The sequence below is a fragment of the Mesorhizobium sp. DxT genome (assembly GCF_058448885.1).
Window position 1 is genome coordinate 152,890 of record NZ_JBZFLJ010000005.1, and the last position, 24,115, is coordinate 177,004.

General features: G+C 63.6%; 23 protein-coding genes and 1 tRNA gene. 10 read left to right on the top strand and 14 right to left on the bottom strand.

The features are described 5' to 3' along the window. Window positions 1–67 precede the first annotated feature (67 nt). Entirely contained in the window at window positions 68–1,870 is a 1,803-nt protein-coding gene (locus tag ACVJNE_RS11530) for an ABC transporter ATP-binding protein (RefSeq protein WP_499565685.1), read from the bottom strand. A gap of 333 nt (window positions 1,871–2,203) precedes the next feature. Further along, complete coding sequence (locus tag ACVJNE_RS11535; RefSeq protein WP_499565687.1) at window positions 2,204–3,427, bottom strand: MFS transporter; 1,224 nt, start codon at window positions 3,425–3,427, stop codon at window positions 2,204–2,206. A 170-nt stretch (window positions 3,428–3,597) separates the two neighbouring features. On the opposite strand from ACVJNE_RS11535, the gene ACVJNE_RS11540 reads away from it, so the two are divergent. The 3 genes from ACVJNE_RS11540 to ACVJNE_RS11550 are packed head-to-tail and all read left to right on the top strand — an operon-like array spanning window position 3,598 to window position 4,952. Continuing rightward, window positions 3,598–3,912 (top strand): ArsR/SmtB family transcription factor, encoded by a 315-nt coding sequence (locus tag ACVJNE_RS11540; RefSeq protein WP_499565689.1) that lies wholly within the window; start codon window positions 3,598–3,600, stop codon window positions 3,910–3,912. Further along, window positions 3,909–4,283 (top strand): SRPBCC family protein, encoded by a 375-nt coding sequence (locus ACVJNE_RS11545; RefSeq protein ID WP_499565691.1) that lies wholly within the window; start codon window positions 3,909–3,911, stop codon window positions 4,281–4,283. The genes ACVJNE_RS11540 and ACVJNE_RS11545 overlap by 4 nt, the downstream gene beginning before the upstream one ends. A 45-nt stretch (window positions 4,284–4,328) precedes the next feature. Beyond that, window positions 4,329–4,952, top strand: a complete 624-nt coding sequence (locus ACVJNE_RS11550; RefSeq protein WP_499565693.1) for an ATP-dependent Clp protease proteolytic subunit — start codon at window positions 4,329–4,331, stop codon at window positions 4,950–4,952. Window positions 4,953–4,974: 22 nt separating this feature from the next. Here ACVJNE_RS11550 and ACVJNE_RS11555 read toward each other — a convergent pair whose 3' ends face one another. The 3 genes from ACVJNE_RS11555 to ACVJNE_RS11565 form a co-directional block, all read right to left on the bottom strand. Then, complete coding sequence (locus ACVJNE_RS11555) at window positions 4,975–6,342, bottom strand: GGDEF domain-containing protein (protein ID WP_499565954.1); 1,368 nt, start codon at window positions 6,340–6,342, stop codon at window positions 4,975–4,977. Between the two features lie 194 nt (window positions 6,343–6,536). Next, window positions 6,537–8,216, bottom strand: a complete 1,680-nt coding sequence (locus tag ACVJNE_RS11560) for an NAD+ synthase (RefSeq protein ID WP_499565695.1) — start codon at window positions 8,214–8,216, stop codon at window positions 6,537–6,539. A 51-nt stretch (window positions 8,217–8,267) separates the two neighbouring features. Further along, window positions 8,268–8,981, bottom strand: a complete 714-nt coding sequence (locus tag ACVJNE_RS11565) for a DNA-3-methyladenine glycosylase I (RefSeq protein WP_499565697.1) — start codon at window positions 8,979–8,981, stop codon at window positions 8,268–8,270. Window positions 8,982–9,047: 66 nt separating this feature from the next. Here ACVJNE_RS11565 and ACVJNE_RS11570 point away from each other — a divergent pair, with 66 nt between their 5' ends. Both ACVJNE_RS11570 and ACVJNE_RS11575 read left to right on the top strand, forming a co-directional pair. Continuing rightward, window positions 9,048–9,605: a DUF1003 domain-containing protein gene (locus tag ACVJNE_RS11570; protein ID WP_499565699.1), complete on the top strand. Its 558-nt coding sequence runs from the start codon at window positions 9,048–9,050 to the stop codon at window positions 9,603–9,605. Further along, window positions 9,602–10,180, top strand: a complete 579-nt coding sequence (locus tag ACVJNE_RS11575; protein ID WP_499565701.1) for a DedA family protein — start codon at window positions 9,602–9,604, stop codon at window positions 10,178–10,180. The genes ACVJNE_RS11570 and ACVJNE_RS11575 overlap by 4 nt, the downstream gene beginning before the upstream one ends. A 4-nt stretch (window positions 10,181–10,184) precedes the next feature. Here the strand turns inward: ACVJNE_RS11575 and ACVJNE_RS11580 are convergent, their stop codons facing one another. The 3 genes from ACVJNE_RS11580 to ACVJNE_RS11590 all read right to left on the bottom strand — a co-directional run bounded on the left by ACVJNE_RS11580 (window position 10,185) and on the right by ACVJNE_RS11590 (window position 11,931). Further along, window positions 10,185–10,544, bottom strand: a complete 360-nt coding sequence (locus ACVJNE_RS11580) for a diacylglycerol kinase (protein ID WP_499565703.1) — start codon at window positions 10,542–10,544, stop codon at window positions 10,185–10,187. Between the two features lie 72 nt (window positions 10,545–10,616). Further along, window positions 10,617–11,414, bottom strand: a complete 798-nt coding sequence (locus ACVJNE_RS11585) for a DODA-type extradiol aromatic ring-opening family dioxygenase (protein ID WP_499565705.1) — start codon at window positions 11,412–11,414, stop codon at window positions 10,617–10,619. A gap of 130 nt (window positions 11,415–11,544) precedes the next feature. After that, a complete protein-coding gene (locus ACVJNE_RS11590; protein ID WP_499565707.1) occupies window positions 11,545–11,931 on the bottom strand; it encodes a GFA family protein in 387 nt (128 codons plus the stop codon). A gap of 217 nt (window positions 11,932–12,148) precedes the next feature. Between ACVJNE_RS11590 and ACVJNE_RS11595 the strand changes: the two genes are divergently transcribed. Then, window positions 12,149–13,027, top strand: coding sequence for a lipid kinase (locus tag ACVJNE_RS11595; RefSeq protein ID WP_499565709.1), 879 nt, complete (start codon window positions 12,149–12,151; stop codon window positions 13,025–13,027). A 58-nt stretch (window positions 13,028–13,085) separates the two neighbouring features. On the opposite strand, the gene ACVJNE_RS11600 is transcribed toward ACVJNE_RS11595, so the two are convergent. Further along, window positions 13,086–14,465 (bottom strand): class II 3-deoxy-7-phosphoheptulonate synthase, encoded by a 1,380-nt coding sequence (locus tag ACVJNE_RS11600; RefSeq protein WP_499565711.1) that lies wholly within the window; start codon window positions 14,463–14,465, stop codon window positions 13,086–13,088. 95 nt (window positions 14,466–14,560) lie between these two features. Beyond that, window positions 14,561–15,202: a gamma-glutamylcyclotransferase family protein gene (locus ACVJNE_RS11605; RefSeq protein ID WP_499565713.1), complete on the bottom strand. Its 642-nt coding sequence runs from the start codon at window positions 15,200–15,202 to the stop codon at window positions 14,561–14,563. A gap of 360 nt (window positions 15,203–15,562) precedes the next feature. On the opposite strand from ACVJNE_RS11605, the gene ACVJNE_RS11610 reads away from it, so the two are divergent. Further along, window positions 15,563–16,285 carry an alpha/beta hydrolase family protein gene (locus tag ACVJNE_RS11610; protein ID WP_499565955.1) on the top strand — a complete coding sequence of 241 codons (723 nt, stop codon included), beginning with the start codon at window positions 15,563–15,565 and terminating at the stop codon, window positions 16,283–16,285. Here ACVJNE_RS11610 and gor read toward each other — a convergent pair. The 3 genes from gor to rpiA all read right to left on the bottom strand — a co-directional run bounded on the left by gor (window position 16,282) and on the right by rpiA (window position 19,059). Continuing rightward, the gene (gor, locus tag ACVJNE_RS11615; protein WP_499565714.1) at window positions 16,282–17,670 is read right to left on the bottom strand and encodes a glutathione-disulfide reductase; all 1,389 of its coding nucleotides are present in this window, start codon (window positions 17,668–17,670) and stop codon (window positions 16,282–16,284) included. The two genes, ACVJNE_RS11610 and gor, sit on opposite strands and share 4 nt — an antisense overlap. Before the next feature lie 105 nt (window positions 17,671–17,775). Next, a complete protein-coding gene (locus ACVJNE_RS11620; RefSeq protein WP_421925087.1) occupies window positions 17,776–18,342 on the bottom strand; it encodes a DUF2059 domain-containing protein in 567 nt (188 codons plus the stop codon). Between the two features lie 18 nt (window positions 18,343–18,360). Beyond that, window positions 18,361–19,059, bottom strand: coding sequence for a ribose-5-phosphate isomerase RpiA (gene rpiA, locus ACVJNE_RS11625; RefSeq protein WP_444725847.1), 699 nt, complete (start codon window positions 19,057–19,059; stop codon window positions 18,361–18,363). 126 nt (window positions 19,060–19,185) lie between these two features. Here rpiA and gph point away from each other — a divergent pair, with 126 nt between their 5' ends. Both gph and ACVJNE_RS11635 read left to right on the top strand, forming a co-directional pair. After that, complete coding sequence (gph, locus tag ACVJNE_RS11630) at window positions 19,186–19,869, top strand: phosphoglycolate phosphatase (protein WP_499565717.1); 684 nt, start codon at window positions 19,186–19,188, stop codon at window positions 19,867–19,869. Between the two features lie 68 nt (window positions 19,870–19,937). Beyond that, window positions 19,938–20,012: transfer RNA gene (locus ACVJNE_RS11635), tRNA-Val, on the top strand. A 55-nt stretch (window positions 20,013–20,067) separates the two neighbouring features. Here the strand turns inward: ACVJNE_RS11635 and ACVJNE_RS11640 are convergent. Then, on the bottom strand, window positions 20,068–22,266 hold the full coding sequence (locus ACVJNE_RS11640) for a L,D-transpeptidase family protein (protein WP_499565719.1): 2,199 nt from the start codon (window positions 22,264–22,266) through the stop codon (window positions 20,068–20,070). A 222-nt stretch (window positions 22,267–22,488) separates the two neighbouring features. On the opposite strand from ACVJNE_RS11640, the gene ACVJNE_RS11645 reads away from it, so the two are divergent. Beyond that, window positions 22,489–24,108 carry a fumarate hydratase gene (locus tag ACVJNE_RS11645; protein ID WP_499565721.1) on the top strand — a complete coding sequence of 540 codons (1,620 nt, stop codon included), beginning with the start codon at window positions 22,489–22,491 and terminating at the stop codon, window positions 24,106–24,108. The last annotated feature ends 7 nt before the right edge of the window (window positions 24,109–24,115 follow it).

The following is a 24,115-nucleotide window of genomic DNA, read 5'->3' on the forward strand; positions in this document are numbered from 1 at the left end:
CTCCCCCTTGTGGGGAGGGGTAAGGGGTGGGGGTATGCTATGCGCGACCCCAGGTGAGGGGTTCGGTTCACACAAACCCCTTCGTCAGCTCCAGTGCTTGGCGTTCGAACAGGCGGCGGTAGATGCCACCCTCGAGACGGATCAGCGAGACGTGGTCGCCCTCCTCGATCACCTCGCCCTTGTCGAACACCAGCAGACGGTCGAGTGCGCGCACGGTCGAAAGCCGATGGGCGATCACCAGCGTCGTGCGGCCGACCATCAGTCGCTCCATCGCCTGCTGGATCAGCACCTCGGATTCCGAATCGAGGCTCGACGTGGCCTCGTCCAGAATCAGGATCGGCGCATCGGCAAGGAACGCACGGGCAATCGCCACGCGCTGGCGCTCGCCGCCCGAGAGCTTGATGCCGCGCTCACCGACGAGCGTCGCATAGCCCTTCGGTAGCCGTTCGATGAAGTCGTGCGCGCTGGCAAGCTTCGCCGCCCGCTCGATCTCCGCCTGGCTCGCACCCGGCCGCGCATAGGCGATGTTCTCCGCCAGCGACCGGTGGAACAGGATCGGCTCCTGCTGGACGATGGCGATCTGCGCACGCAGAGATGCCTGCTGGACCGCCGATATGTCCTGCCCGTCGATCACGATCCGGCCACCGGTGACGTCATGCAGCCTCTGGATGAGCTTGACGAAGGTCGTCTTGCCCGAACCCGAATGGCCGACGAGGCCGACCCGCTCGCCCGCACGGATCTCCAGCGAGAAATCGCGGTAGAGCGGCTCGATATGCCCGCCATAGTGGAACGTCACGTTCTCGAAGGCGATGCGACCTTCCTCGATGACGATCGGCGGCGCGCCCGGCAGGTCGGCAACGGTGACGGGCTGGGCGTGGATATCGACCAGTTCCTCCATGTCGTTGACCGAACGCTGAACGTTGCGCACATGCATGCCGACATCGCGCAGGTAGCCCTGCAGCACGAAGAACGAGGTCAGCACGAAGGCGATATCGCCGGCGCTCGCTCTGCCCTCGCTCCACAGCACGATGGCGAAGCCGATGACGGCCGCGCGCAGGAACAGCATCGTCACGCCCTGCGTCGTTCCGTTGACGGTTCCGCGCGTCCACGTGCGATGGGTGCGGTGGCGCCACTTGTCGACGACCTTGGCCAGCCGCGCATCCTCGCGCTGTTCGGCACCGAAAGCCTTCACCACCGCGTTGCAGGAGATCGCATCCGCGAGCGCGCCACCCAGCCGGGTGTCCCACGCGTTGGCAAGGCTCGCAGCCGGCGCAACATACCACAGCGACAGCGACACCGTGATCGCGATATAGATCAGCGACCCCGTGCCCACGATGACGCCCATCATCGGCCAGTACCAGCCGAGCAGCAGCGTCGAGCCCAGCAACATCACCGTGGAGGGCAGCAGCGCCACCAGGATCGTGTCGTTCAACAAATCCAGCGCCCACATGCCGCGCGTCACCTTGCGCACTGTCGAGCCGGCGAAGCTGTTGGCGTGCCAGTCGGTCGAAAAGCGCTGCACACGTGCGAACGCGTCGGCGGAAATGTCCGACATCATCCTCAGCGTCAGCCCCACGATCGCCTGGAAGACGACGTGGCGCAGCGTGATCGCCATCGCGGACAGCGCGATCAGCATCGAGAACGCCGCGATCGCTGCGTTCCAGGCAAGCTCGTCTGTTGCCGCGCCGCGCGCGACCGCGTCGACGAGACGGCCGGAATAGAGCGGCGTCAGGACGTCAGCCGCCGTCGAAGCCAGCACGGCAATGACGATCAGCGTCAGCCTGACCGGCTGGCGGCGCCAGTGTGCGCCGGTGAACTGGAATACGCGACGGAAGGCATTGCCGCGCCGCGACTTGGGAAAAGGAGTCATGTCAATCGCCGGAGGCGGCTAAGCACTCCGGTCCCAAAATATGAAATCAGGAAAAGTTCGGCGCCGGCGACGGTCTTGCCGTCGCGGATTGACGGTGCCGGACACGGTCCCCTGATCCGCACGAGCGGAACGGAAACCGGTGGCAGCCGCCTTGAAAAGGCGGGGTCAGGACCGGTTCGAAATCGAACCTAGGCGCTGCGACCCGCGATCATGGCGCTGCCCTGGGACGTAGAAGAGAATGCTGGCATTCGAACCTCCTCAGGGATGGCAAGGATCGCGCTTATAATCGCGGAAGTTGTTCCTGCCAAGTCCAGATCGGCCGATTCCGTTGGGTCAGGCGGTAGCCGGCAAACTGCGCGCGAAAAGCCTGCGCGACACGCCGACAAACATCACGCAGGCGGCAAGGCAGTAGATGCCCATCACGACGACCTGGGCCGGAAAGCTCACACCCGCGTCGATCAGGTAGCCTGTCAGGCCAGGACCGAGCGCCGTTGCGAACACGCCGAGCGCCATGGTCACCGCGCGGATCGCACCGAGATAGCGCACGCCATAGATTTCCGGCCACAGCGCGCCGAAGACCGTGTTGGTGAAGCCGTAGCTGATGCCCATCAGCCCCATGAAAACGAAGGCCGCCCATTGCGCCTCAACGAAGCCGAGGACAAGGCAGGCGAGACCGAGAGGTATCAGGAAAGTCGGCAGCATCGCCTTGGCCGAATAGCGATCGACCAGTTGGCCGGCCACCAGCGAGAACACGACGACCGTCGCCGCCATGAACGCGAAGGATGCGGCGAAGGCTTCCAGAGACCAACCGCGCAGCTCCACCAGATAGATCTGGTGGAAGAAGACCGTGGTGCCGATGAAGCCCGGCGCGAGCACACCGGCCATCGCCATGTAGAACAGCGGGTCACGCAGCACTTCCGCCCGGCTCCAGTCGCGCGCCGCAGCGACAGGTGCGGCTGGGTCGGATGCCTGCGGCATCCGGTCCTTCGCCACCAGCCAGGAAATCAGCGGCAGCGCGACAACCAGCAGCGTAACCGCGCCGGCAAGCCAGGCGTTGCGCCAGCCGAGCGCGCCGGCCACCAGCACGAACAGCAGCGGAAATGATGCCTCGCCGGCATTGACGCCAATCGCCGTCAGCGATGTCGCCCTGCCCCTTTGCGCGACGAACCAGCGCCCGATGGCGGTGAATGCGTTCTGGCTCATCATGCCCTGCCCGAACAGGCGCAGCAGGTAGATGGCGAGCAGCAGCAGGACGATATGGTGCGAAAACGCCATGAGCACACAGGCGAAGGCGAGTATCGGAACGATGATGAAGGTCACCCCGCGCGGCGAGCGTCGGTCGACGATCTGGCCGAGATAGGTCAGCGTCGCGGCGCTGGCGAGCGTCGCCAGCATGTAGATCGTGCCGAACTGGCCATGGCTCAGCCCGTATTCGGCGCGGATATGCCCCGACGACAGCGAAATGAAAAATGTCTGGCCGTAGGACGAGAAGAACGTCAGCAGGAAGCCGCCGGCCAGCCAGCGCGCGTTATTGCGGATAAAGGCAAGGAAATTCATGGGGGTCGAAAGCCGCTCTTTTGCCGACCCCGCCGGGGCATGCGGGGCCCTGCGTTTGGAATGCCGCGCACTCTATCCGACTCTCGTCGGCCCGCAATGGCACTGACCATCTCTCCTGGGGGGCCAAAGCGACGCTTGCCTAAAAGATAAGTCTGTGCTTATCTCAACCCATGAACGAATCTGACATCTTTCGCGCCCTTGCCGACCCGACGCGTCGCGCGGTCTTCGAGCGACTTCTTGCCGGTGAGAAGAACGCGACCGAGCTGCGCGAGGGCTTGGCGATCTCGCAACCCGCCATCTCGCAGCACGTCGCCGTTTTGCGTGGTGCCGGCCTCGTCAACGAAACCCGCGCCGGCCGTCACGTAAACTACAGCGTCAACCCTGATGGCCTGACGCCGCTTTTCGACTGGCTCGTCCGCTATCGCGCCTTCTGGCCGACGCGCGTCGAAAGGCTCAAGACACTCCTCAAGGAAATGGATCAATGACCGACGGTTTTTCGGACGACGCGGACAGCACCGTCGAGGTGATGGTTGACTGCGAGCTCGACGCCGCACCTGAAAAGGTCTGGCGGGCGCTCACCGTGCCGGAGCTTGCCGCGCAATGGCTGGAAACCGATCGCGCGGGAGAAAACGCCGCCGGTGAACGCAGCTACGCCCTCATCGAGGCAGAACCCTGCAACCGCGTGCGCTACGCATGGCGGGACGAGACCGCGAGCGAGCCCGATACGGTCGTCACCATAGACCTATCACCCGCGCCTGACGGCCGCACCCGTTTTCGCCTGACGCACAGCGTGGCCGAGCGCGCGATACCGGTTGCGGTCAACTCCAACCGTCCGCCGACGGCCATGGCCGCCTGACGGCAGCTTCAAAACCTTTCACATCCAAACAAGGAGGATCGCGCGATGCGCGAAACGATGAATCTCGTCCCCATGGTCGTCGAGCAGTCGCCGCGCGGCGAACGCTCCTTCGACATCTTCTCACGGTTGCTGCGCGAGCGGATCGTGTTCCTCAATGGCGAAGTCAACGACGCATCCGCTTCGTTGATCTGCGCGCAGCTTCTGTTTCTTGAGTCTGAGAACCCCAAGCGGGAAATCTCCTTCTACATCAATTCGCCGGGCGGCGTAGTGACAAGCGGCTTTGCGATCTACGACACGATGCGTTTCATCACGAGCCCGGTCTCGACGCTCTGCATGGGCACGGCCGGATCGATGGCGTCATTCCTCCTTGCCTCGGGAGCGCCGGGCCGTCGCATCGCCCTGCCCAACGCCAGCGTCGTCCTCCACCAGCCCCTCGGCGGGTTTCGCGGCCAGGCCTCGGACATCGAACGCCATGCCGAGGACATCCTGAAACTCAAGTGCCGCATGACGAGCCTCTATGCGCAGCATTGCAACCAGACCGAAGCGGAGGTCGAACGCGTGCTCGACCGCGACTTTTTCTTCACGGCGCAGGAAGCCAAGGAATGGGGGCTTGTCGACCACGTCTACGACCAGCGGGAAATCGTGGAGAACCAGAACGGCGCAAGCTGAGGTACACCGGCCTCAGCGCCCGCTAGGCCGCGATGCGATTCCTGCCCTCAGCCTTGGCGCGATAGAGCCGAGCATCTGCGGTTGAAAGAAGTGTTTCGAGAGTACTGCTATCACCTTTTTCGGCAGCGGCCACGCCGATACTCACGGTGACGGCGTGGCCTTCCCCGTTTGGACTCACGACAATCGTGCCCTCCACTGCCCTGCGGACACGTTCCGCAATGCGTTCGGCGCTCGCCAGTCCCGTATCCGGAAGCACCGCGGCGAATTCCTCGCCGCCGGTGCGACCGAGCAGGTCTGTCGGGCGCAAGCTGTCGCTCACCGTCATGGAAAACTCGATCAGCACCTTATCTCCAAAAGCATGGCCAAAGCGGTCGTTGACTTCCTTGAAGTGGTCAACGTCGAGCATCAGAACGGAGATGGGTGCAGCCTGGCTCCTCGTGACAAGTTGTCTCCCGAGCAACATGAAGGCCTGACGGGCCAATACGCCAGTAAGGGAGTCATGACTGGCTGTGTAGGTGAGTCGTGCCAGCAGTTCCGTTCGGGCGGAATTGATGCTGGCAACGGTGAGCGGCCCAAGCGCCAGAAGCGCTACGCCCAGGCGGACTGATGTCGACGCCGAGAAGAAGTCGGCGACGGCGGGAATCTGCACCGCTCCGGTCGAAACGGCGACCAGCAGCCAGCCGCCCATAACCATGGTCAGGACAGCAGTTGCGAAGACGCTGTATGACAGGGCGCACCATAAAAGCGCAGGTACAGGGAACGCTAACGCTCCAGGCCCGCCGACAAACGAAGCGGCGAGTGCCGAAAGCACCAACGCCACCACCGGCGCCACCTTGTGCAGAAACGTCGTGTAATCGGCCCGCATCCCCGACAATTCGCGGCGCACCGCCAGCCAGCCCGGATAGGTCAGGATCGATGGGAGGACGACGAGATTGTTCACAAGTTCGGTGACGAACCAGAATTCCAGCCCGCTGAGGAAGTCGCGCCCAAAGACGATCCTTGCAGCGCCGCCGCCTGCCACCGCGGCAACCGCCGCCGCCGCCACGCACACCGCGAAAAGAAAGAGCACCGATTGCGGCCGCCGCAGACGGCGGTCCTCCTCTCGTAGCCTCCGATAAAGCAGGACGCCGGTCATCGCGCCGATAAGGTTGGCCATCGTCAGCCAGATGGTGAGGCCCAGATCGCCCTCGGTCAGCAGGTCGGCAGCCAGATAGCCAAGTGTCGCGCCGGCCCAGCCCCAAGGGGTGGAGAACCGCGGATAACGCACCATCAGCCCCAACAGGATCGCGTTCGCGGGCCAGAACGCAGCGAGGAAGCCGACGGGACGGGTGAGTATGCCGAAGAGGGACGCTGCGAAAACCGCGGCCATGACGATGCTGACAGCGAGCATCGCCTCGCGAAACGATCCGTAGATTTGTCGATGGCCGACAGCGACAGGCAACGAGCAACCTCCCTCGCGATCGTACTTGTCCGTATCAAGCACGAAACCGTTGCGTTTCCGCTAATCTATCGGGGAATGGTCGCGAAAAATCACGCTGAGAATTTCTTGCAACCGTCAACGGCCCGCGCGCGAACCATTTACAGTCAGCTCCGATCTCGGAACCGGTTCGTGATGGGATAACGGCGGTCGCGGCCGAAGTTCTTCTTGGTGATCTTCACGCCCGGGGCGGCCTGCCTGCGCTTGTACTCGGCGATGTAGAGCAGATGTTCGATGCGATGCACGGTTTCGCGGTCGTGTCCACGCGCGACGATCTCGTCGACGCCCATCTCGCCTTCGACGAGGCATTCCAGAATGTCGTCCAGCACCGGATATGGCGGCAGCGAGTCCTGGTCGGTCTGGTCCGGCCGCAGCTCGGCCGACGGCGCCTTGTCGATGATGTTCTGCGGGATCACCTCGCCCGAGGGGCCGAGCGCGCCGGGCGGCACATTGTCGTTGCGCCAACGCGCCAGCGCATAGACCTGCATCTTGTAGAGGTCCTTGATCGGATTGAAGCCGCCATTCATGTCGCCGTAAAGCGTGGCGTAACCGACCGACATCTCCGACTTGTTGCCGGTGGTGACCACCATCGAACCGAACTTGTTGGAGATCGCCATCAGGATCGTGCCGCGCGCGCGGCTCTGCAAATTCTCCTCGGTGATGCCTTCCTTGGTGCCCGCGAACATCTGCCCGAGCGCGTTGGAGAAGCCATCGACCGGCTCGAAGATCGGCACTATGTCGTAGCGGGTGCCGAGTGCGCGCGCGCAATCCTCGGCGTCCTTCAGCGAATCCTTCGAGGTATAGCGATACGGCATCATTACGCAGCGCACCCGCTCCTCGCCGAGCGCATCGACCGCAATCGCCGCGCAGATCGCCGAGTCGATGCCGCCCGAAAGGCCGAGCACGACATTCTTGAAGCCGTTCTTGTTCACATAGTCGCGAAAGCCCAGCAGGCAGGCGCGGTAATCGGCCTCCTCCTTTTCCGGGATCTTCGACATCGGGCCGTCGGTGCAGCGCCAGCCGTCTGCTTCCCGCTTCCAGGTCGTGACGACGACCGCTTCCTCGAACTGGCTCATCTGGAAGGCCAGCGACTTGTCGGCGTTGAAGGCGAAGCTTGCACCGTCGAAGACGAGTTCGTCCTGCCCGCCGAGCTGCGCCGCGTAGAGCAGCGGCAGGCCGGTCTCGATGACCTGCTTCAGCACGACCTGATGGCGAACATCGACCTTGCCGCGATAATAGGGCGATCCGTTCGGCACCAGCAGCATCTCGGCGCCGCTCTCGGCCAGCGTCTCGCAGACGCCAAGCTCGCCCCAGATGTCCTCGCAGATCGGAATGCCGAGCCGGATACCGCGGAAATTGACCGGACCGGGCACGTCGGGGCCGGACTGGAACACACGCTTCTCGTCGAATTCACCGTAGTTGGGCAGATCGAGCTTGTAGCGTTCGGCAACGACCTTGCCGCCGTCCAACACCATGACGGCGTTGTGCAGGCCGCTGTCGCGACGCAGCGGCGTGCCGATGATGACCCCCGGCCCGCCGTCGGCGGTATCCCGAGCGAATTCCGCGACAGCACGTTCGCAGGCGGCCACGAAGGCCGGCTTCAAAACCAGGTCCTCCGGCGGATAGCCGGCGATGAAGAGCTCGGTAAAGAAGACGAGGTCCGCGCCATGGCGGGCTGCATCCGCCCTCGCCTCGCGGGCCTTGGCGAGGTTGCCGGCAACGTCGCCGACGACCGGATTGAGCTGCGCAACGGCGATGCGGAGGATGTCTGGAGCTTTGCTGGTCATGCAAAAGCCTGTAGCGCGGCGGTTGCCGCATCGCAATGGCGCAGGGGCAGCCTAGTCGCTGACATAGCCGCGCAACTCTTCCACCGATCGATTGGGCCCGATCGACATCGAAAGAATGCGCGAGATGTGGGCGCGCGGCAAACCGGTTTCCGCAGCCCAGGCATTCATCTGCGCCTGAATGGCTGCGAGGTCCTTCTTGGAAGTCGGGCTTTCGGCGATCTCCAGCCCGGCATCACGCATGGCAGCGGCCATGTCGCTGGAGACGATGAACGTATCCCAACCCAGCCAGCGCAGCAGGTATTGCCCTGTATTGCCACCAAGTCGGCTGCCGTGCTTGCCGAAATACGCCGTCAGCCCGACCTGGTCGTCGGCCGGCCAATCCGCCAGGAACTTGCCGAACCCGCTGTGCTCGGCCGAGACGCGGTCGACGAAGGCTGCGTTGTCGCGAACCGATTTGATCTTCTGCGGGTTGCGCACGATGCGCTTGTCGCTCGCCAGATCGTGCCAGAAGTCTTCCGGCTGAAACAGAAGCGGCTTCGGCTCAAAGCCGAGGAACGCCTCCTCGAAGCCCGGCCATTTCTGCTCGATCACCGACCAGACGAAGCCGGCCGAGAACACGCGACTGGCCATGGTGGACAGGATGCGGTCGTCCGGCACGGCCGCGAGTGCCGCATTGTCTGGCACCGGCCCCAGCAGAGAATCCAGCACCTCATCACCGCCCTTGCGGTCTGCCGCGCGGGCGCGGATAGATTTGAATGAAAGCATGGCGGCCTCCCTGAATCGTTGCGATCATGCTTCACCGGAACGTTCCAGCCAAGCAGGAGAATGGGCATGGCAAAGACAGTCGAGGAACTTGCGTCACGCTGGTTCCCGGGCAAAAAGCTCGGCGACGCCGAACACCGTGTTCTTCAAAGCACCGCGGCCCGGCGTCCGCTGGCCAGAGACCAGAACCGGCATATTGCCGACCATGCCGGCTTCGGCGAGAGACTGGCAGACGCGATCGCACGGATCGGCGGTTCATGGAGCTTTATCCTGAGCTTTCTGGCCTTCCTGCTTGTCTGGACGCTTGCCAACACGTGGTTGCTCACGCGTGACGCGTTCGATCCCTACCCGTTCATCTTCCTCAACCTCGTGCTTTCTATGCTTGCCGCCATCCAGGCTCCCGTCATCATGATGTCGCAGAACCGGCAGACCGAGCGAGACCGGCTCGATGCAGCGCATGACTATGAGGTCAACCTCAAGGCCGAGATCGAGATCATGGCGCTGCACGAAAAGATGGATGCCCTGCGGCAGAGCGAAATCGTCGCCATGCATTCGGAAGTCCGGGCGATCGCTGAAAGGCTGGAGAGACTGGAGACGCTGATGACAGGCCGGAAAACCGACGAATGACCGAGACGATCCATCTGCTGATCGAGAAATACGGATTGCTTGCCGTCTTCCTCGGCTGCGTCGCGGAAGGCGAAAGTGCTGCGGTGCTCGCGGGTTTTTTCGTGCACCAGCACGTGTTTCCGGCACTGGGCGCATTTCTCGCGGCCTTTGCCGGCGCCTTCCTCGGCGATACGTTGTTTTTCTTCGCCGGCCGACGGTTCGGCACATATGCGTTCGTGCAGCGGCTGGCAGCGCGCCCCGGCTTCGGCCGTGCGCTGGACCTCATCGCCAAGCGGCCGGTCGCCTATGTGATGCTCAACCGCTATGCCTATGGCTTTCGCCTTGTCGGCGGCATAGCCGCAGGTCTTTCCTCGATCCCCGCCGGCAAGTTCGCCGCCGTGAACGCGCTTTCTTCAGCGCTTTGGGCCATCGTGTTTCTTGGCGCGGGCTACCTGTTCGGAGCGGGCGTGGAACATTTCCTCGGAAAGGAGCTCGCAAACCACCAGCGATTGCTCGCCGCACTGGCGATAGGGCTTGCCACCACCGTTGCCGCCGGTCTTGCCGCACATCATTTCTCCAGACGCGGCAAGCGTTAAATGCTCAAACCGGCGCGCCGGCGATCCACTCCCACAAGGCCAGCAGCCAGACACCTCCGGCGATGACGAGTGACAGCGCGACCGCCAGCGAACCACAGTCCTTGGCAAGCCGGATGTCGGTGTTGAATTCACGCGAAAAGGCGTCGCAGGCCGCTTCGACCGCCGTGTTGAGCACTTCAACGACCATCACGAACAGGATGACGCCGATCAGCAGCGCGAAGCCGCGCCAAGTCGTTGCGATCACATAAGCAACCGGCAAAGCAACGCCGAGAAGGATCGTTTCCAGGCGGAAAGCGGCTTCATGGCGGATAAGGACCCCCCAAGCCCGGGCCGAATTCTTCGTCGCGTTGATCAGTCTTTCCATCGGCAGGCCGGTTCTTGAATTGTCGCTTTCGGCTTCTCATAGCCAAAGCGATGCCCGGCGAACAGCCTGCCATCAATGGAACAGGTAGGAATCGTAGGCGAAGAACCCGAGCTGGCGGGACGCGTGGGCGCGCTCTGCGTGGGGCGCCTCGCCGGCCGCACCGTATGCGAAGAAGATCGGCATCAGATGCTCGTCAGTCGGGTGGTTTTCGCTGGCGAACGGCGCCTGCGCCTTCCAGTCGAGCAATGCATCGCGGTTACCTTCCGCCAGTTTGTCGGCAAACCACTCGACAAAGGCATCGACATGAGCTGCCAGTTCGGGATCGGCCTGCTTGCCGCCGCGCATCACCGGAAACAGTTCACGCAGGTTGTGGGTGATGTGGCCGGAGCCGATCAGCAGCACGCCTTCCTCGCGCAGCGGCGCCAATGCGCGACCGAGCGCATAATGCCACGCCGCATCGCGCGAAGCATCGACGGAAACCTGCACCACCGGAATATCGGCCTGCGGAAACGCGAGCTTGAGCGGCGTCCATGCGCCGTGATCATATCCCCGCTCGGCAAGGCGGCTCGGCTCCAGGCCTGCCTCGTCCAGCATCGCAAACACGCGCTCGGCAAGGCGCGGCTCGCCCGGTGCCGGGTACACCATCTCGTAAAGCTCCGGTGCGAAGCCACCGAAATCATAGATCATTCCCGGCGCCGGATCGGTGACGACGGCGACGCCGTCGGTCTCGAAATGGGCGGAGACGATCACGATCGCCCTGGGCCTCGGCAGGTGCTCCGACAACGTTTCGAGATAGTCGCGGGCTGCACTGTCGTTGATGACGATGTCGGGGCCGCCATGAGAGATGAAGAGCGTGGGCATCGAAGCCATGGGAAATCTCCTTTCCCATCATATACGCCCCTGCACGATCCGGCGGCAGATGCGGCACCAGCGACTCTTCGTTCAGCAATGATGAACGCCGATCAACGATGCGTTCACGGTCGCACCTAAACCCGCACGCCTAGCTTCTCTGCGGCAATCCGTCGGCGATCTCGTAATAGTCGCCCTTGTCGGCGACGAAGATATGGACCTCGCCCTCCAGGCCGGACGGCGCATCGAAACTGCCTGCCATGATGGAGACATAGTCGGCGTCGTCGCGTTTCCAGAACAGCGCCGAGCCGCAGGTCCTGCAGAAGCCGCGTTGCGCGAAGTCCGATGCACGATACCAGCTCACATTTTCGTCGCCGGTGACTTCCAGGTTCTCGTTCGACACGTTGGTCGCCGCGTAATAATGCCCGGTCTGGCGGCGGCATTGCGAGCAATGGCAATAGACGACGCCGCGCAACGATCCCCTGGCGGTGAATCGCACGGAGCCGCAAAGGCACGCGCCTGTATGGGTTTCGCTCATGATCTCCTCCCTGCTTTGTTCCCGCCCCATCTCGCATGACTCCATCGGACGGAACATCGCGGAATTTTGACGCCTCTTTCAGCGAAACACGATCAGCATCACGCAGCGCAACATTACCAAGAATTAACGGAAGAACGTCGCTTTTCGCCCGGCGCGGCATCGCAATGCCCGTTTCACCTGCCTATGTGCGACGCGCAATCCAAATGGTCGTATCTCCATGCAAGACGGGACGAAAAGAGCGCTGCTGCTGGTCAACCCGAAGGCAAGGCGCGGTAGCGAGGCCATCGGCCCGGTAACCGGCAGGCTCGAGGCTGGCGGGCTTTCGGTGACTGTGGAATCCTTCGAGGCCTTGCCCGAAATCGCGCGCGACATCGTGCGCCTGCGCGAAACCGCCGATCTCGTGATCGTATGTGGCGGCGACGGTTCTGTCTCGTCTGCGGCGCTCGCAGCGGTCGAGAGCGGGCTGCCGCTGGGCATCATTCCGATGGGAACGGCGAATGACCTTGCCCGCACGTTGAACATTCCTGTCGACCTAGCGCAGGCGGCGGACGTCATCGCGAACGGCCAGACCCGGCGTATCGACGTCGGCACCGTCAACGGGCACGCCTTTTTCAACGTTGCCAGCATCGGGCTCAGCGCCGCACTCGCGCGTGGGCTCGATCCCGCCCTCAAGCGGCGCTTCGGCCGTTTCGGCTACGCGCTCGCCGCCGCTCGGGTGATGCGGCAGGCCGACCGCTTCGTTGCCCGGATCACGGAGAAAGGCCAGCAGATCGAGACGTCCACGTACCAGATCGCGGTCGGCAACGGTCGCCATTACGGCGGCGGCAACGTGATCGAGGCCTCTGCCAGCATCGACGACGGCCATCTCGACCTCTACAGCCTCGAAATGAAGAACGTCTGGAAGCTCGCGCTGATGATGCGCTCGTTCCGCTCCGGCACGCACGGCGCATGGAGCGAGGTGCGCACCGCGCGCTGCATCGAATTCGACGTGGAAACGGACACTGAAATGCCGGTGAATGCCGATGGCGAGATCGTCACCTCGACCCCGGCGCATTTCAAGGTGCTACCCCAGGCGATCGAAGTCTTCGCCCCCTAGCCTGATACGGAAACGGGCGCCGAAAGGCGCCCGTCCGATTGTCATGAAGGCAGGTCGATCAACCGTTGACGACCTGTCGCGGAGCCTCGCCAGCGTTCTTCCGCTTGAGCAGATCCGCCACCAGGAAAGCCAGCTCGATCGCCTGATCGGCGTTGAGGCGCGGGTCGCAATGGGTGTGGTAGCGATCCTGCAGTTCCTCGTCGCGAATGGCGCGCGCGCCGCCGGTGCATTCGGTGACGTTCTTGCCCGTCATCTCGATATGGATGCCGCCCGGATGCGAGCCCTCGGCGCGATGCACCTCGAAGAAGCTCTGCACTTCCTTGAGGATACGGTCGAAGGGCCGCGTCTTGTAGCCGGCGGCCGTGATCGTGTTGCCGTGCATGGGATCGCACGACCAGACGACCTTGCGGCCTTCCTTCTGCACGGCGCGCACCAGCTTCGGCAGGTGGTCGCCAACCTTATCGGCGCCGAAGCGCGCGATCAGCGTCAGCCGGCCCGGCTCGTTTTCCGGGTTCAGAAGGTCGATCAGCTCGATCAGCCCGTCCGGCGTCAGCGACGGGCCACATTTGAGGCCGAGCGGGTTCTTGATGCCGCGGCAGTATTCGATATGCGCATGGTCCGGCTGGCGCGTGCGGTCGCCGATCCAGATCATGTGGCCAGAGGTCGCGTACCAGTCGCCGGAGGTCGAGTCGATGCGGGTCAGCGCTTCCTCGTAGCCGAGCAGCAGCGCCTCGTGGCTGGTGTAGAAATCCGTCTCGCGCAACGCCGGATGGCTGTCACCCGTGATGCCGACCGCGCGCATGAAGTCGATCGTCTCGGAAATGCGCGTCGCCAGCGCCTCGTAGCGCTCGGCCTGCGGGCTGTCGGCGACGAAACCGAGCATCCACTTGTGCACGTTCTCGAGGTTTGCGAAGCCGCCCTGCGCGAAGGCGCGCAGCAGGTTCAGCGTGGCCGCCGACTGGCGATACGCCATCTCCTGGCGCGCGGGATCGGGAATGCGCGACTTCTCGTCGAACTCGATACCGTTGATGATGTCGCCGCGGTAGCTCGGCAGCGTCACGTCGCCCTTGGTCTCGTTGTCGGATGAGCGCGGCTTGGCGAACTGGCCGGCGATACGGCCGACCTTCACCACAGGCTGGGCGCCGCCATAGGTCAGCACCACGGCCATCTGCAGGAAGACGCGGAAGAAGTCGCGGATATTGTCCGCACCATGCTCGGCGAAGCTTTCGGCGCAGTCTCCGCCCTGCATCAGGAAGGCCTCGCCATTGGCGACGGCCGCGAGCTGGCGCTTCAGCTTGCGCGCCTCACCTGCAAAAACCAGCGGCGGATAGGTGGCGAGCTGCCGTTCGGTCTCCGCAAGCACAGCGGCGTCCGGATAAGCCGGAACCTGCTGGATCGGCTTGTTTCTCCAGGAATTCGGGGACCATTTCGTCGTCATCGTCGCACCCATTACATCATGCGCGGGCGGCCTACGCCCGCAGGGAGCCCGGTTTTTCGGGAACGCGGCTCCTTACACTAGAGCTAATGTTTATTCTACCCCGCATTCGTCTGCGATTCGACCGCAATCAAGCCGCGACCTGAAAGTACGCCGTCGAACCGCCGCCGCTGCGCGTCGTCGAGGCTGACCCCGCGCGGGTAGATCGGCTCAGCTCGGTCATCATGGATGCCCACCTCGAACCCTTCGGTTTCCATCAGGAAACGCGCCAACCCTTCTTCGCCATGCTCGGACAAGAAACCCAGCAGTACGGCATCGAGATAGGACCGCAATATGCGTGGCGGCTCGGGATGCGGCGGCAGATGGTCCTCAGCGACGTAGACATATGTCAGGCATCGATATGGAGCCGGAGCGAGGAGCTCGAGATCGCCGTCGGCAATCTCGATGCGCCGGTAGCGCGCTTCACGCGCGTCGACGGCTGCGAGGTTCTCCATGCGGTCGAAGACCAGCAGTCCATCGCATATGGAACTCTCATCCTGCCGCACCGAAAGAAGTGCTGCCGGAAAACCCGGCATATCGGGGCGCGGCCGCCAGTGCCGCCGCCAACCTTTAAGCCGCGCAGGCACGGCCGCCAGAATATCGGTGCGGTGGGTGGCGCGGCAGACAAGCGAACCGTAACCGAAATAAGCGACGACGGCGTTGTCGGAAAGTTCGGAGGCATCGATTGCGTTGTCATTCATGGCCGGAGGCTAGCCTGTCCCGACGGCTGGCCGCAAGCACAGGCATTTCCGTTCAGGCTTGAACATTTTCTGTTGATTTTGACGTTAACGTCAATGCTACGGTTATGCATTGTTCGGCTTTGCAGCCGGAGCCGCTCCATAACCGGAAACGATCCGATGTCGCAGAAACCAGCCCGCGTGATCCAGCCGTCCGAACCTGTCCATGTGGATGCCACCAAAAACCCTGTCACGATCAGCACGGAGGACGGTTTTCCGCTTGGCGGCACGCTGTGGCAAGGCGATGGTGACGGCCCACTGGTCTTGATCTCTTCCGCCACCGCCGTGCCGCAAGGCCTCTATGCACGCTTCGCGACCGCACTGATGGAGGCAGGCGCGCTTGCTGTGCTGACCTACGACTATCGCGGCACCGGCCTGTCTCCCCGGCCCCAGGGCTGGTCGCGGCGAATCGACTACAAGGAATGGGCGCTCAAGGATTTTCCCGCCGCTTGCCGGACGCTGGCTGCGGTCGATCCTGGCCGCGAGATGGTTGGGGTCGGCCAGTCGCATGGCGGGCACGCGTTCGGCCTGTCCGGGGTCTCGGACCGTTTTTCGCGCTACGCCATGGTCGCCACCATGTCGGGCTATCTCGGCCTGCTCGACGACCGCTGGGCGTGGGCGCGGATGAACCTTGTCGGCGTGCCGGTCTCGCTCTGCTTCCGCGACACGCCGCGCTGGATGGGCATCGGCGAGCCGATGCCCTCCTCCTGCTTCCGCGACTGGGCGCGCTGGTGCCGGATGGAGAACTATTTCTTCGACGATCCGGATTTGCCCGAGACTGCGCGCTACGCCGAGGTGCGGCGTCCCATCCTGGCCATCGGCCTCACCGACGATCCATGGGCGACGCCCCGGGCGGTGGATCATTTCATGGCGCGCCACACCAACGCGCCGGTCGAGCAACGCTGGATTACGCCGCAGGAAGCGGGCGGGCGCGTCGGCCATCTCGGCTTCTTCCGCTCCCGCTTCGCCGAAACGCTATGGCCGCCACTGATCCGATGGCTGCTGCAAGGCGAAGAGATGACGCTGGGCCGCACCAGGGCGGCCTAGACGCGCTCGCCGTTCTTCACGCGATAGGTGGGCTGATACATCGTCACCAGTTCCTCGGCGGCGGTCGGATGCACGGCCATGGTGGCGTCGAAAGCGTCCTTGGTCAGCCGCGCCTTGACGGCGATGCCCAGAAGCTGTGCCATCTCGCCGGCATCGACGCCGAGGATGTGGGCGCCGACAACGCGCCGCGTCGCCGCATCGACGACCAGCTTCATGATCATCTTTTCCTGACGGCCGGAAAGCGTGTGCCGCATCGGCCGGAACTCGGCACGGTAGATTTCCAGCTCGTCGAAGCGCTTCGCGGCATCTTCCTCTGACAGGCCGACGGTGCCGATCTCGGGCTGCGAGAACACCGCCGTGGCGATGGCATCGAAATCCGGCGTCGTCGGCTTGTCGCGGAAGACCGTATCGATGAAGCACATCGCCTCGTGGATCGCCACGGGCGTCAGCTGAACGCGATCGGTGACGTCGCCGATGGCGTAGATGTTATCGACATTCGTACGAGAATAGTCGTCGACGACGATCTCGCCGACGGTGCCGGTTTCCACGCCCGCCTGCTCGAGCCCCAGCCCCTCGGTATTGGGCGTGCGGCCCAGTGCCAGCATGAGTTGATCAACGGTGAGCGTTTCGTCGTTGCTCAGCTCGATCTCCAGCTTTCCATCCGCGCGCTTGCCGATGTTGTGGGCGACTGCGTGGCAGATGATGCGGATGCCCTTGTCCTCCATCGCCTTGTGAACGCCGCGGCGCATGTCCATGTCGAAACGGCCGAGAATTTCCTTGCCGCGATAGACGAGCGTCGTCTCGACACCCAGCCCATGGAATATGTTGGCGAACTCGACGGCGATGTAACCGCCGCCGGCTATCGCGATCGAACCCGGCAGCTTTTCAAGGTGGAATGCCTCATTGGAACTGATGGCATGTTCGTGCCCTGGCAGCGCCGGGTGCGGGGTAGGCCTTCCGCCGGTGGCAATCAGAATGGTGCGCGCGGTGACGGTGCGGTCTTCCTTCACGATGCGCACGGTATGCCTGTCCACCAGGACCGCCCGGCTTTCGATAATTTCGGCGCCGGCCTTTTCGAGCCCCAGCCTGTAAAGGCCCTCCAGCCTTGCGATCTCGCGATCCTTGTTGGCGATCAGTGTCGGCCAGTCGAATTTGGCCTCGCCGACGCTCCAGCCATAACCCGCCGCATCCTCGAAGTGCTCTGGAAACTGCGAGGCGTAGACGAACAGCTTCTTGGGCACGCAGCCACGGATGACGCAGGTGCCGCCAAAGCGATATTCCTCTGCAATCGCAACGCGCTTGCCCATGCCCGCAGCGAGACGGCCCGCACGAACACCACCGGATCCGCCACCAATGACAAAAAGGTCGTAATCGAATTCGGTCATTGGCGCGCTCCCGCTGCTTTTACGATGGGCTTCACGTAAGCGCTGAGGCGCCAAAAGAAAAGCCCGGCGCAAAGGCCGGGCTCGTTCAGAATACCGTGACTGAAACTACTGGTTGGCCGTACCTTCGCCAGAGCCTTCTTCGGTCGCAGTTCCGTCGGTGACGCGGTCGATGCCTACGCGCTCCTGAAGTTCCTGTCCCACCTGCTGCGCCATGTCGCGCGCAATTCCACGACCCCAGATGTCGGCCGCCTGGCGAATTTCGCGCAGCACGATGGGGGCGTTGTCCATCACCTTCTGGCCGGTCGGCGTGGCATAGAACGCAGAAATTTCCTTCAGTTCCGCCTCCGAGAAGATGCGGGCGTAGATAAGCGCGACCTCGCGCTCCAGGTCGCCACGGCGTGCCGCGAGCGAGATCGCGGTCTCGTCGACAACGTTGTTGATCTCGGCTTCGAGGTTGGGGTTCTGCTGGATCAGCTCGTTCTTCACGCCAAGCGCCGTCTGCGGCAGGATCGCGTCGAACTCGTTCGTCGTGCGCATCGCGCTGATGGCGGCGCGCGCGGCTGCAACGTGCGATTCGGAAATGTCCTGCGCGATAGCCGGCTGCGCCACCGCAAGCATCGCGAACGCTCCAACGACGGCTGCAATGCGACGGGTTTTATTGGCCAGAATCATGATGTTGCAAACTCCTGTTTAAGCAGCGGCCCGCACCGTTCTCACGCCGTCCGCGTCCGCGACGATCGCCGCATCGGCCAGTTCCAGAAAGAGACCATGCTCGACCACGCCGGGTATGGCATGAAGTGCATCGCTAAGCGCTCTTGTATCGGGAATGCGGCCAAAAGATGCGTCGATGATGAAATGCCCGCCGTCTGTAACAAAAGGCTCGCCGTTCGTCATCCTCAATGTCAGGGGGCCGTCGAGCCCGAGACGGGCGGCCGCCTCGCCGATCGCGATCTCGGTCGCGCGCAGGCCGAAAGGGTTGACCTCGATCGGCAACGGAAAGCGGCCCAATGTGTCGACCAGTTTCGAAGCGTCGGCGATCACGATCATGCGCGCCGAGGCGGCCGCAACGATCTTCTCGCGCAGCAGCGCGCCGCCGCCGCCCTTGACCAGCGACAGCGCGGGATCGACCTCGTCGGCGCCGTCTATGGTCAGGTCGAGGCGCGGCGTCTCGTCCAGCGTCGACAGCGGCACGCCCAGTTCACTGCAAAGCCGTGCCGTACGTTCTGAGGTCGGAACACCGATAACAGTCATCCCCTCACCCACTTTTACGGCGAGCAGGCGGACGAACTCCTCCGCCGTGGAGCCGGTGCCTATGCCCAGCTTCATGCCGTCGGCAACGTGGGTCAGCGCCTCGCGCGCCGCTTCGATCTTAAGTTGCCTAGCGTCCATGCCCGTAGCTCCTTCGGTCTTTTTTGGAACGTGCCCTAGCAGTTTTGCCGGACGGCGCAAGACTTGCCCGGCCCGGCAAGGCACGCTATCGCGGTCTCACCCGTGGATATTGAGGATTTCCCGCCCATGAAACGACCGATTGTCGTCTTCGACCTCGACGGAACGTTGGTCGACACCGCGCCCGACCTGCTCGCCAGCCTCAACCACTGCCTCGGTATCGCCGGTCTCGCCCATGCCGAGCCGGCGCAATTGCGCAGCTTCGTCGGCATGGGTGGGCGTGTGATGATCGAGCGCGCCTTCGCTGCTCAGCAGAAATCGCTGTCGCCAACAAAGCTTGACGAGCTTCAGGCCGCGTTCCTGGACCATTATGGCGGCAACATCCCGGGGCTGTCCCAGCCCTATCCCGGCGCGGTCGCAGCGGTCGAGCGCTTCGCGGAAGCCGGATATGCGGCTGCCGTCTGCACCAACAAGTTCGAGGGCCTTTCGAAGAGCTTGATCGAGGCGCTGGGCCTGTCGTCGCATTTTTCGGCGATCTGCGGGCAGGACACATTCGCGTTCCGCAAGCCCGACCCGCGCCATCTGCTCGAAACCATCGCGCTCGCGGGATGCGATCCGGAGCGCGCCATCATGATCGGCGATTCCCGCACGGACATCGACACGGCCAAGGCCGCTGGCATCCCGGTCGTCGCCGTCGATTTCGGCTATACGGACCGCCATGTCCGCGAGTTCGAACCCTCGCGCATCATCTCGCATTTCGACGAATTGACGGTCGCCATGGCCGACGATTTGCTGCGCGCGGTAGCCAACTGATCGGTTCTTGACTTCCCCCTGCCCCGCCCCTTATATCGCGGCTCCTTCGGGGCGATCACGCTCTGGTGGGGCGCGTAGCTCAGCGGGAGAGCACACCCTTCACACGGGTGGGGTCACAGGTTCAATCCCTGTCGCGCCCACCATCCGCCAAGTCGGATGGTGATACTCATCTCAATCCCCGGATACTGAAGATTACCCTCATGCGCCAGGCGCGCGCAGGGCCTCCACCTTGTCGATCGCCGCTTTCGTCTTTTCGTCGCGACCGTAGACGTCGTCGTAATAATGGACCTTGCCGGCCTCGTCCGGCCACGCCGTGAAGTAGCCGACATAGACAGGCACCTCGACATCGAGGTTCTGGCGCGAATGCGACTGTTCGAGGCGCGCGTCGACGCGGCTACGCTCCCAGCCGAGCACGGCTGCGGCCATGCCGCGCGGATCGGCAAGACGGATGCAGCCGTTCGAGACAGCGCGGTTGTCGCGGTCGAAGAGCTGCTTTTCCGGCGTGTCGTGCATGTAGATCGCGTGTTTGTTGGGGAACATGATCTTCAGTTCGCCCAGCGCGTTGCCGCGCCCGGGACGCTGGCGCACGTCGAATGGCACGTTGGCGCCGTATTGCGACCAGCTCACCGAGGAGGACGGCACCGTCCGCCCGCGCCGGTCGACCACCTCGAAGCCGTTGCGGTCGAGGTAAGACGGGTCGGAATAGAGCTTGGGCAGGTATTTGTTGACCAGGATCGAGCGCGGCACGCCCCAATAGGGGTGGAACTCGACATACTGGATCTTGTCCTGGAAGAAATAGGTCTGCGTGCGCGTCGAGCCCACGACCGTGCGCATCGACAGCTTTTCCTTGCCGTCCTCGACATAGGTCGCCTTGAAGGCTGGCGTATTGATGAAGACGTGCCGGTCGGGCAGTTGCGAAGGCAGCCAGCGTGCCTGTTCCAGCGCCACCTCGGCCTTTTCGATGCGGCCGGCCCGGGTCTCGCCCGCCAGCGCGCGGATGGTGCGCGGGCCGATCACGCCGTCGGCGCCCACACCGGCCAGTTTCTGGGCGGCCTTGATGACCGGAGCCAGCTCCTGTGCATAGGCTTCGCTGCCGAGGTGCCGTGTCAGCACGTCGCCGTGCTCCGTACGGAATGCCTCGTCGGCACGCTGGCCGATAAGGCTCAGGATTTTCGGGAACTCCGGATTGGTCTCGCCCGGCCGGATAACAGTGTTCGGTGCGATCACGATCTCGTTTTCGTCCGCCGCGCGCAGCATCTCCAGTTCGACCCGCAGCGCCTTGTAGCGCGCGTTCTGCGGATGCTGGGCCTCAAGATATGCCGCGACATCGTCGGCGGTACGCGCAAGCTGAAGGGCCGCGACCGCGTCGAGTTTCTTGGGCGCGAAGTCGTGATAGCCGGAGATGCGGTTGGGATCGATACGCCCCGAGCGCGCGTCGCGGATATAGCGCAGCATCCGTGCCGACAGCTCCATCTCGAAGGCGGCCAGTGATGCGTCGTCAGCGTCCGCCCCTGGCGCGGCGACGGCGTAGTCCTGCGGCTCCAGCCCATGGCTGGCCGCGTCGCCAAGCGTGCGCAAGGCGCTGCGGGCACGCTCGTTCGGCCGCCCGTCGCTCACCCAGATGAATTCAGGCACGGCCGTGTAATGGGCGACGATTGCGTCGGCAGCTTCCTTTTCCGCCAGAAGCTCGACCTGCTGCAGCGATGCGATCTCGGCATTGGTCAGCGGCTGGGGCGCCGGCGGCGCGGATACCTGCTCCATCGCCGGCGCATCTTCGACCTTCGGCATCTCTGCGGTGGCAGTGCCCTCGCCGATCAACTGCGCGTCCTCGACCCTGGGCACGGAAACGGCCTGCTTTGCAGCCTCCCCGATCAGTTGGGCATCCTCGACGCGTGGCAATGCAGCCGGCAGGCTTTCCGCGCCATTCGTCGTTTCCGTCGCGATCACAGAGCGCTCGTCAGCCGCGGGATCGGCTTCCAATACGCTTTCCACAGCATCGAGGGTGTTGTCGACCTCTGCCCCAATCGCCTCTGAACCGTCCGAGGGCGCGGCTTCCATCGCAACGACCGTGGAGCCGACCGATTCGTTGTCGATACCAGTGGGTTCGAGCGCGGCCTCCTCGTCTGCCCGGACAGGCTTGATCGCCGCGAAATCGACACGCACGAGAGCGTCGGTCTTGTAGGTGTAATATTGTGGCCCGGTGACGCGCGGCGGCGCAGGACGTGCCGGCGCCTGTTGAACCACTGGCGGTGGCGCCTCGCGCTCGACGCGGCGCTCTCGATTGCCGAACAGCCGCTCGAAGAGGTTCTGCGCGGATGCGGACGGAGCACCGGCGACCAGCATCGCCGCGATGGCCGTCGTCGAAACCGCCAGGGCGCGGCTGCGCGTCAATCTCATGTCGATCCCCCTTTGTGCCTGATCCGGCGTCGTCATTGAAATGTCGCGCGACTATACGGGCGCGGCGGCATCGCGTTAAGCAAAAACGGGCATCACGGATGCGCGAGCACCGGCGGTTGCGGCTTGCGTGCCACAGCCCCGCGATTGGCATCCCGGCAACACGCCGCTAAAGAGACGGCGCAAGAACCGCCAGCATCTACGCCAGCAACGGAACGTACAGCCATGGCCGACCAGGCAACAGCCAGTCTCTTTCCCCTCGGTGCCGACGAGACACCCTACCGCAAGCTCACCTCGGACTTCGTTTCGACCGACACGTTCAAGGGGCAGGAAATCCTGACCGTCGAGCCGGAAGGTCTGCGGCTCCTCTCCGAAACCGCGTTCTCCGACATCAATCACCTTCTGCGGCCGGGCCATCTCAAGCAGCTTGCCTCGATCCTCGAAGACCCGGAAGCGACCGACAACGACCGCTTCGTGGCCTACGACCTGTTGAAGAATGCGAATATCGCAGCCGGCGGCGTGCTGCCGATGTGCCAGGACACCGGCACCGCGATCATCATGGGCAAGAAGGGCCGCCGCGTCTGGACAGAGGGCGGTGACGACGCAGCACTGGGACAGGGCGTGCTCGATGCCTACGAACGCAAGAACCTACGCTATTCGCAGCTCGCGCCGCTGTCGATGTTCGAGGAAAAGAACACCCGCAACAATTTGCCGGCGCAGATCGACATCTACGAGGAAGGCGAAGACGCCTACAAGTTCCTGTTCGTCGCCAAAGGCGGCGGCTCGGCCAACAAGACCTTCCTCTACCAGGGCACGCCGTCGCTGCTGACGCACGACCGGCTGGTCGAGTTCCTGAAGGAAAAGATCCTGACGCTGGGCACCGCCGCCTGCCCGCCCTATCACCTTGCCATCGTCATTGGCGGCACCTCTGCCGAGATGAACCTCAAGACGGTCAAGCTCGCCTCGACCCGCTATCTCGACAGCCTGCCGACCAGTGGCGGCGAAGACGGCCACGCCTTCCGCGATCTCGATATGGAAGCGGAAGTACACAAGCTCACGCAGCAGATGGGTGTCGGCGCGCAGTTCGGCGGCAAGTATTTCTGCCATGACGTGCGGGTGATTCGCCTGCCGCGCCACGGCGCGTCGCTGCCCATCGGCCTCGGCGTCTCGTGTTCGGCCGACCGTCAGGCCAAGGGCAAGATCACGAAAGACGGCATCTTCATCGAGGAGCTGGAGACAAACCCCGCCCGCTACATGCCCGACATCGACGAAGACAAGCTGACCTCGCATGTCGTGCGCATCGACTTGAACCAGCCGATGGAAGCGATTCTCAAGGAGCTGTCCCAACACCCCGTAAAGACGCGGCTTTCGCTCTCTGGCCCGATCATCGTCGCGCGCGACATCGCGCACGCCAAGATCCGCGAGCGGCTCGAAAACGGCGAGCCGATGCCCGACTATTTCAAGAATCACCCGATCTATTACGCCGGACCGGCCAAGACGCCGGCAGGCTACGCGTCGGGCTCGTTCGGGCCGACGACGGCCGGCCGCATGGATTCCTACGTCGACCAGTTCCAGTCGTTCGGCGGTTCGATGGTGATGCTCGCCAAGGGCAACCGCTCGCGGCAGGTGCGCGAGGCGTGCGGTCGCCATGGCGGCTTCTATCTCGGCTCGATCGGCGGGCCCGCCGCACGGCTTGCCCAGGACTGCATCAAGAAGGTCGAGGTCGTCGAATATCCCGAACTCGGCATGGAGGCGATCTGGCGCATCGAGGTCGAGGATTTTCCGGCCTTCATCGTCATCGACGGCAAGGGCAACGACTTCTTCAAGGAACTCAATCTGGGCTGACCGGCAA

What these genes read in the sequence shown, in the direction of transcription:
- gor (WP_499565714.1), bottom strand. Translation starts at nt 17,670, where the DNA reads ATGACCGAATTCGATTACGACCTTTTTGTCATTGGTGGCGGATCCGGT.
- ACVJNE_RS11555 (WP_499565954.1), bottom strand. Translation starts at nt 6,342, where the DNA reads ATGCTCGCTGTCAGCATCGTCATGGCCGCGGTTTTCGCAGCGTCCCTC.
- ACVJNE_RS11530 (WP_499565685.1), bottom strand. Translation starts at nt 1,870, where the DNA reads ATGACTCCTTTTCCCAAGTCGCGGCGCGGCAATGCCTTCCGTCGCGTA.
- ACVJNE_RS11640 (WP_499565719.1), bottom strand. Translation starts at nt 22,266, where the DNA reads ATGAGATTGACGCGCAGCCGCGCCCTGGCGGTTTCGACGACGGCCATC.
- ACVJNE_RS11620 (WP_421925087.1), bottom strand. Translation starts at nt 18,342, where the DNA reads ATGATTCTGGCCAATAAAACCCGTCGCATTGCAGCCGTCGTTGGAGCG.
- ACVJNE_RS11610 (WP_499565955.1), top strand. Translation starts at nt 15,563, where the DNA reads ATGGAGGCAGGCGCGCTTGCTGTGCTGACCTACGACTATCGCGGCACC.
- ACVJNE_RS11590 (WP_499565707.1), bottom strand. Translation starts at nt 11,931, where the DNA reads ATGAGCGAAACCCATACAGGCGCGTGCCTTTGCGGCTCCGTGCGATTC.
- ACVJNE_RS11535 (WP_499565687.1), bottom strand. Translation starts at nt 3,427, where the DNA reads ATGAATTTCCTTGCCTTTATCCGCAATAACGCGCGCTGGCTGGCCGGC.
- ACVJNE_RS11560 (WP_499565695.1), bottom strand. Translation starts at nt 8,216, where the DNA reads ATGACCAGCAAAGCTCCAGACATCCTCCGCATCGCCGTTGCGCAGCTC.
- ACVJNE_RS11600 (WP_499565711.1), bottom strand. Translation starts at nt 14,465, where the DNA reads ATGACGACGAAATGGTCCCCGAATTCCTGGAGAAACAAGCCGATCCAG.
- gph (WP_499565717.1), top strand. Translation starts at nt 19,186, where the DNA reads ATGAAACGACCGATTGTCGTCTTCGACCTCGACGGAACGTTGGTCGAC.
- ACVJNE_RS11540 (WP_499565689.1), top strand. Translation starts at nt 3,598, where the DNA reads ATGAACGAATCTGACATCTTTCGCGCCCTTGCCGACCCGACGCGTCGC.
- ACVJNE_RS11585 (WP_499565705.1), bottom strand. Translation starts at nt 11,414, where the DNA reads ATGGCTTCGATGCCCACGCTCTTCATCTCTCATGGCGGCCCCGACATC.
- ACVJNE_RS11580 (WP_499565703.1), bottom strand. Translation starts at nt 10,544, where the DNA reads ATGGAAAGACTGATCAACGCGACGAAGAATTCGGCCCGGGCTTGGGGG.
- ACVJNE_RS11605 (WP_499565713.1), bottom strand. Translation starts at nt 15,202, where the DNA reads ATGAATGACAACGCAATCGATGCCTCCGAACTTTCCGACAACGCCGTC.
- ACVJNE_RS11595 (WP_499565709.1), top strand. Translation starts at nt 12,149, where the DNA reads ATGCAAGACGGGACGAAAAGAGCGCTGCTGCTGGTCAACCCGAAGGCA.
- ACVJNE_RS11570 (WP_499565699.1), top strand. Translation starts at nt 9,048, where the DNA reads ATGGCAAAGACAGTCGAGGAACTTGCGTCACGCTGGTTCCCGGGCAAA.
- ACVJNE_RS11550 (WP_499565693.1), top strand. Translation starts at nt 4,329, where the DNA reads ATGCGCGAAACGATGAATCTCGTCCCCATGGTCGTCGAGCAGTCGCCG.
- ACVJNE_RS11575 (WP_499565701.1), top strand. Translation starts at nt 9,602, where the DNA reads ATGACCGAGACGATCCATCTGCTGATCGAGAAATACGGATTGCTTGCC.
- ACVJNE_RS11565 (WP_499565697.1), bottom strand. Translation starts at nt 8,981, where the DNA reads ATGCTTTCATTCAAATCTATCCGCGCCCGCGCGGCAGACCGCAAGGGC.
- ACVJNE_RS11545 (WP_499565691.1), top strand. Translation starts at nt 3,909, where the DNA reads ATGACCGACGGTTTTTCGGACGACGCGGACAGCACCGTCGAGGTGATG.
- rpiA (WP_444725847.1), bottom strand. Translation starts at nt 19,059, where the DNA reads ATGGACGCTAGGCAACTTAAGATCGAAGCGGCGCGCGAGGCGCTGACC.
- ACVJNE_RS11645 (WP_499565721.1), top strand. Translation starts at nt 22,489, where the DNA reads ATGGCCGACCAGGCAACAGCCAGTCTCTTTCCCCTCGGTGCCGACGAG.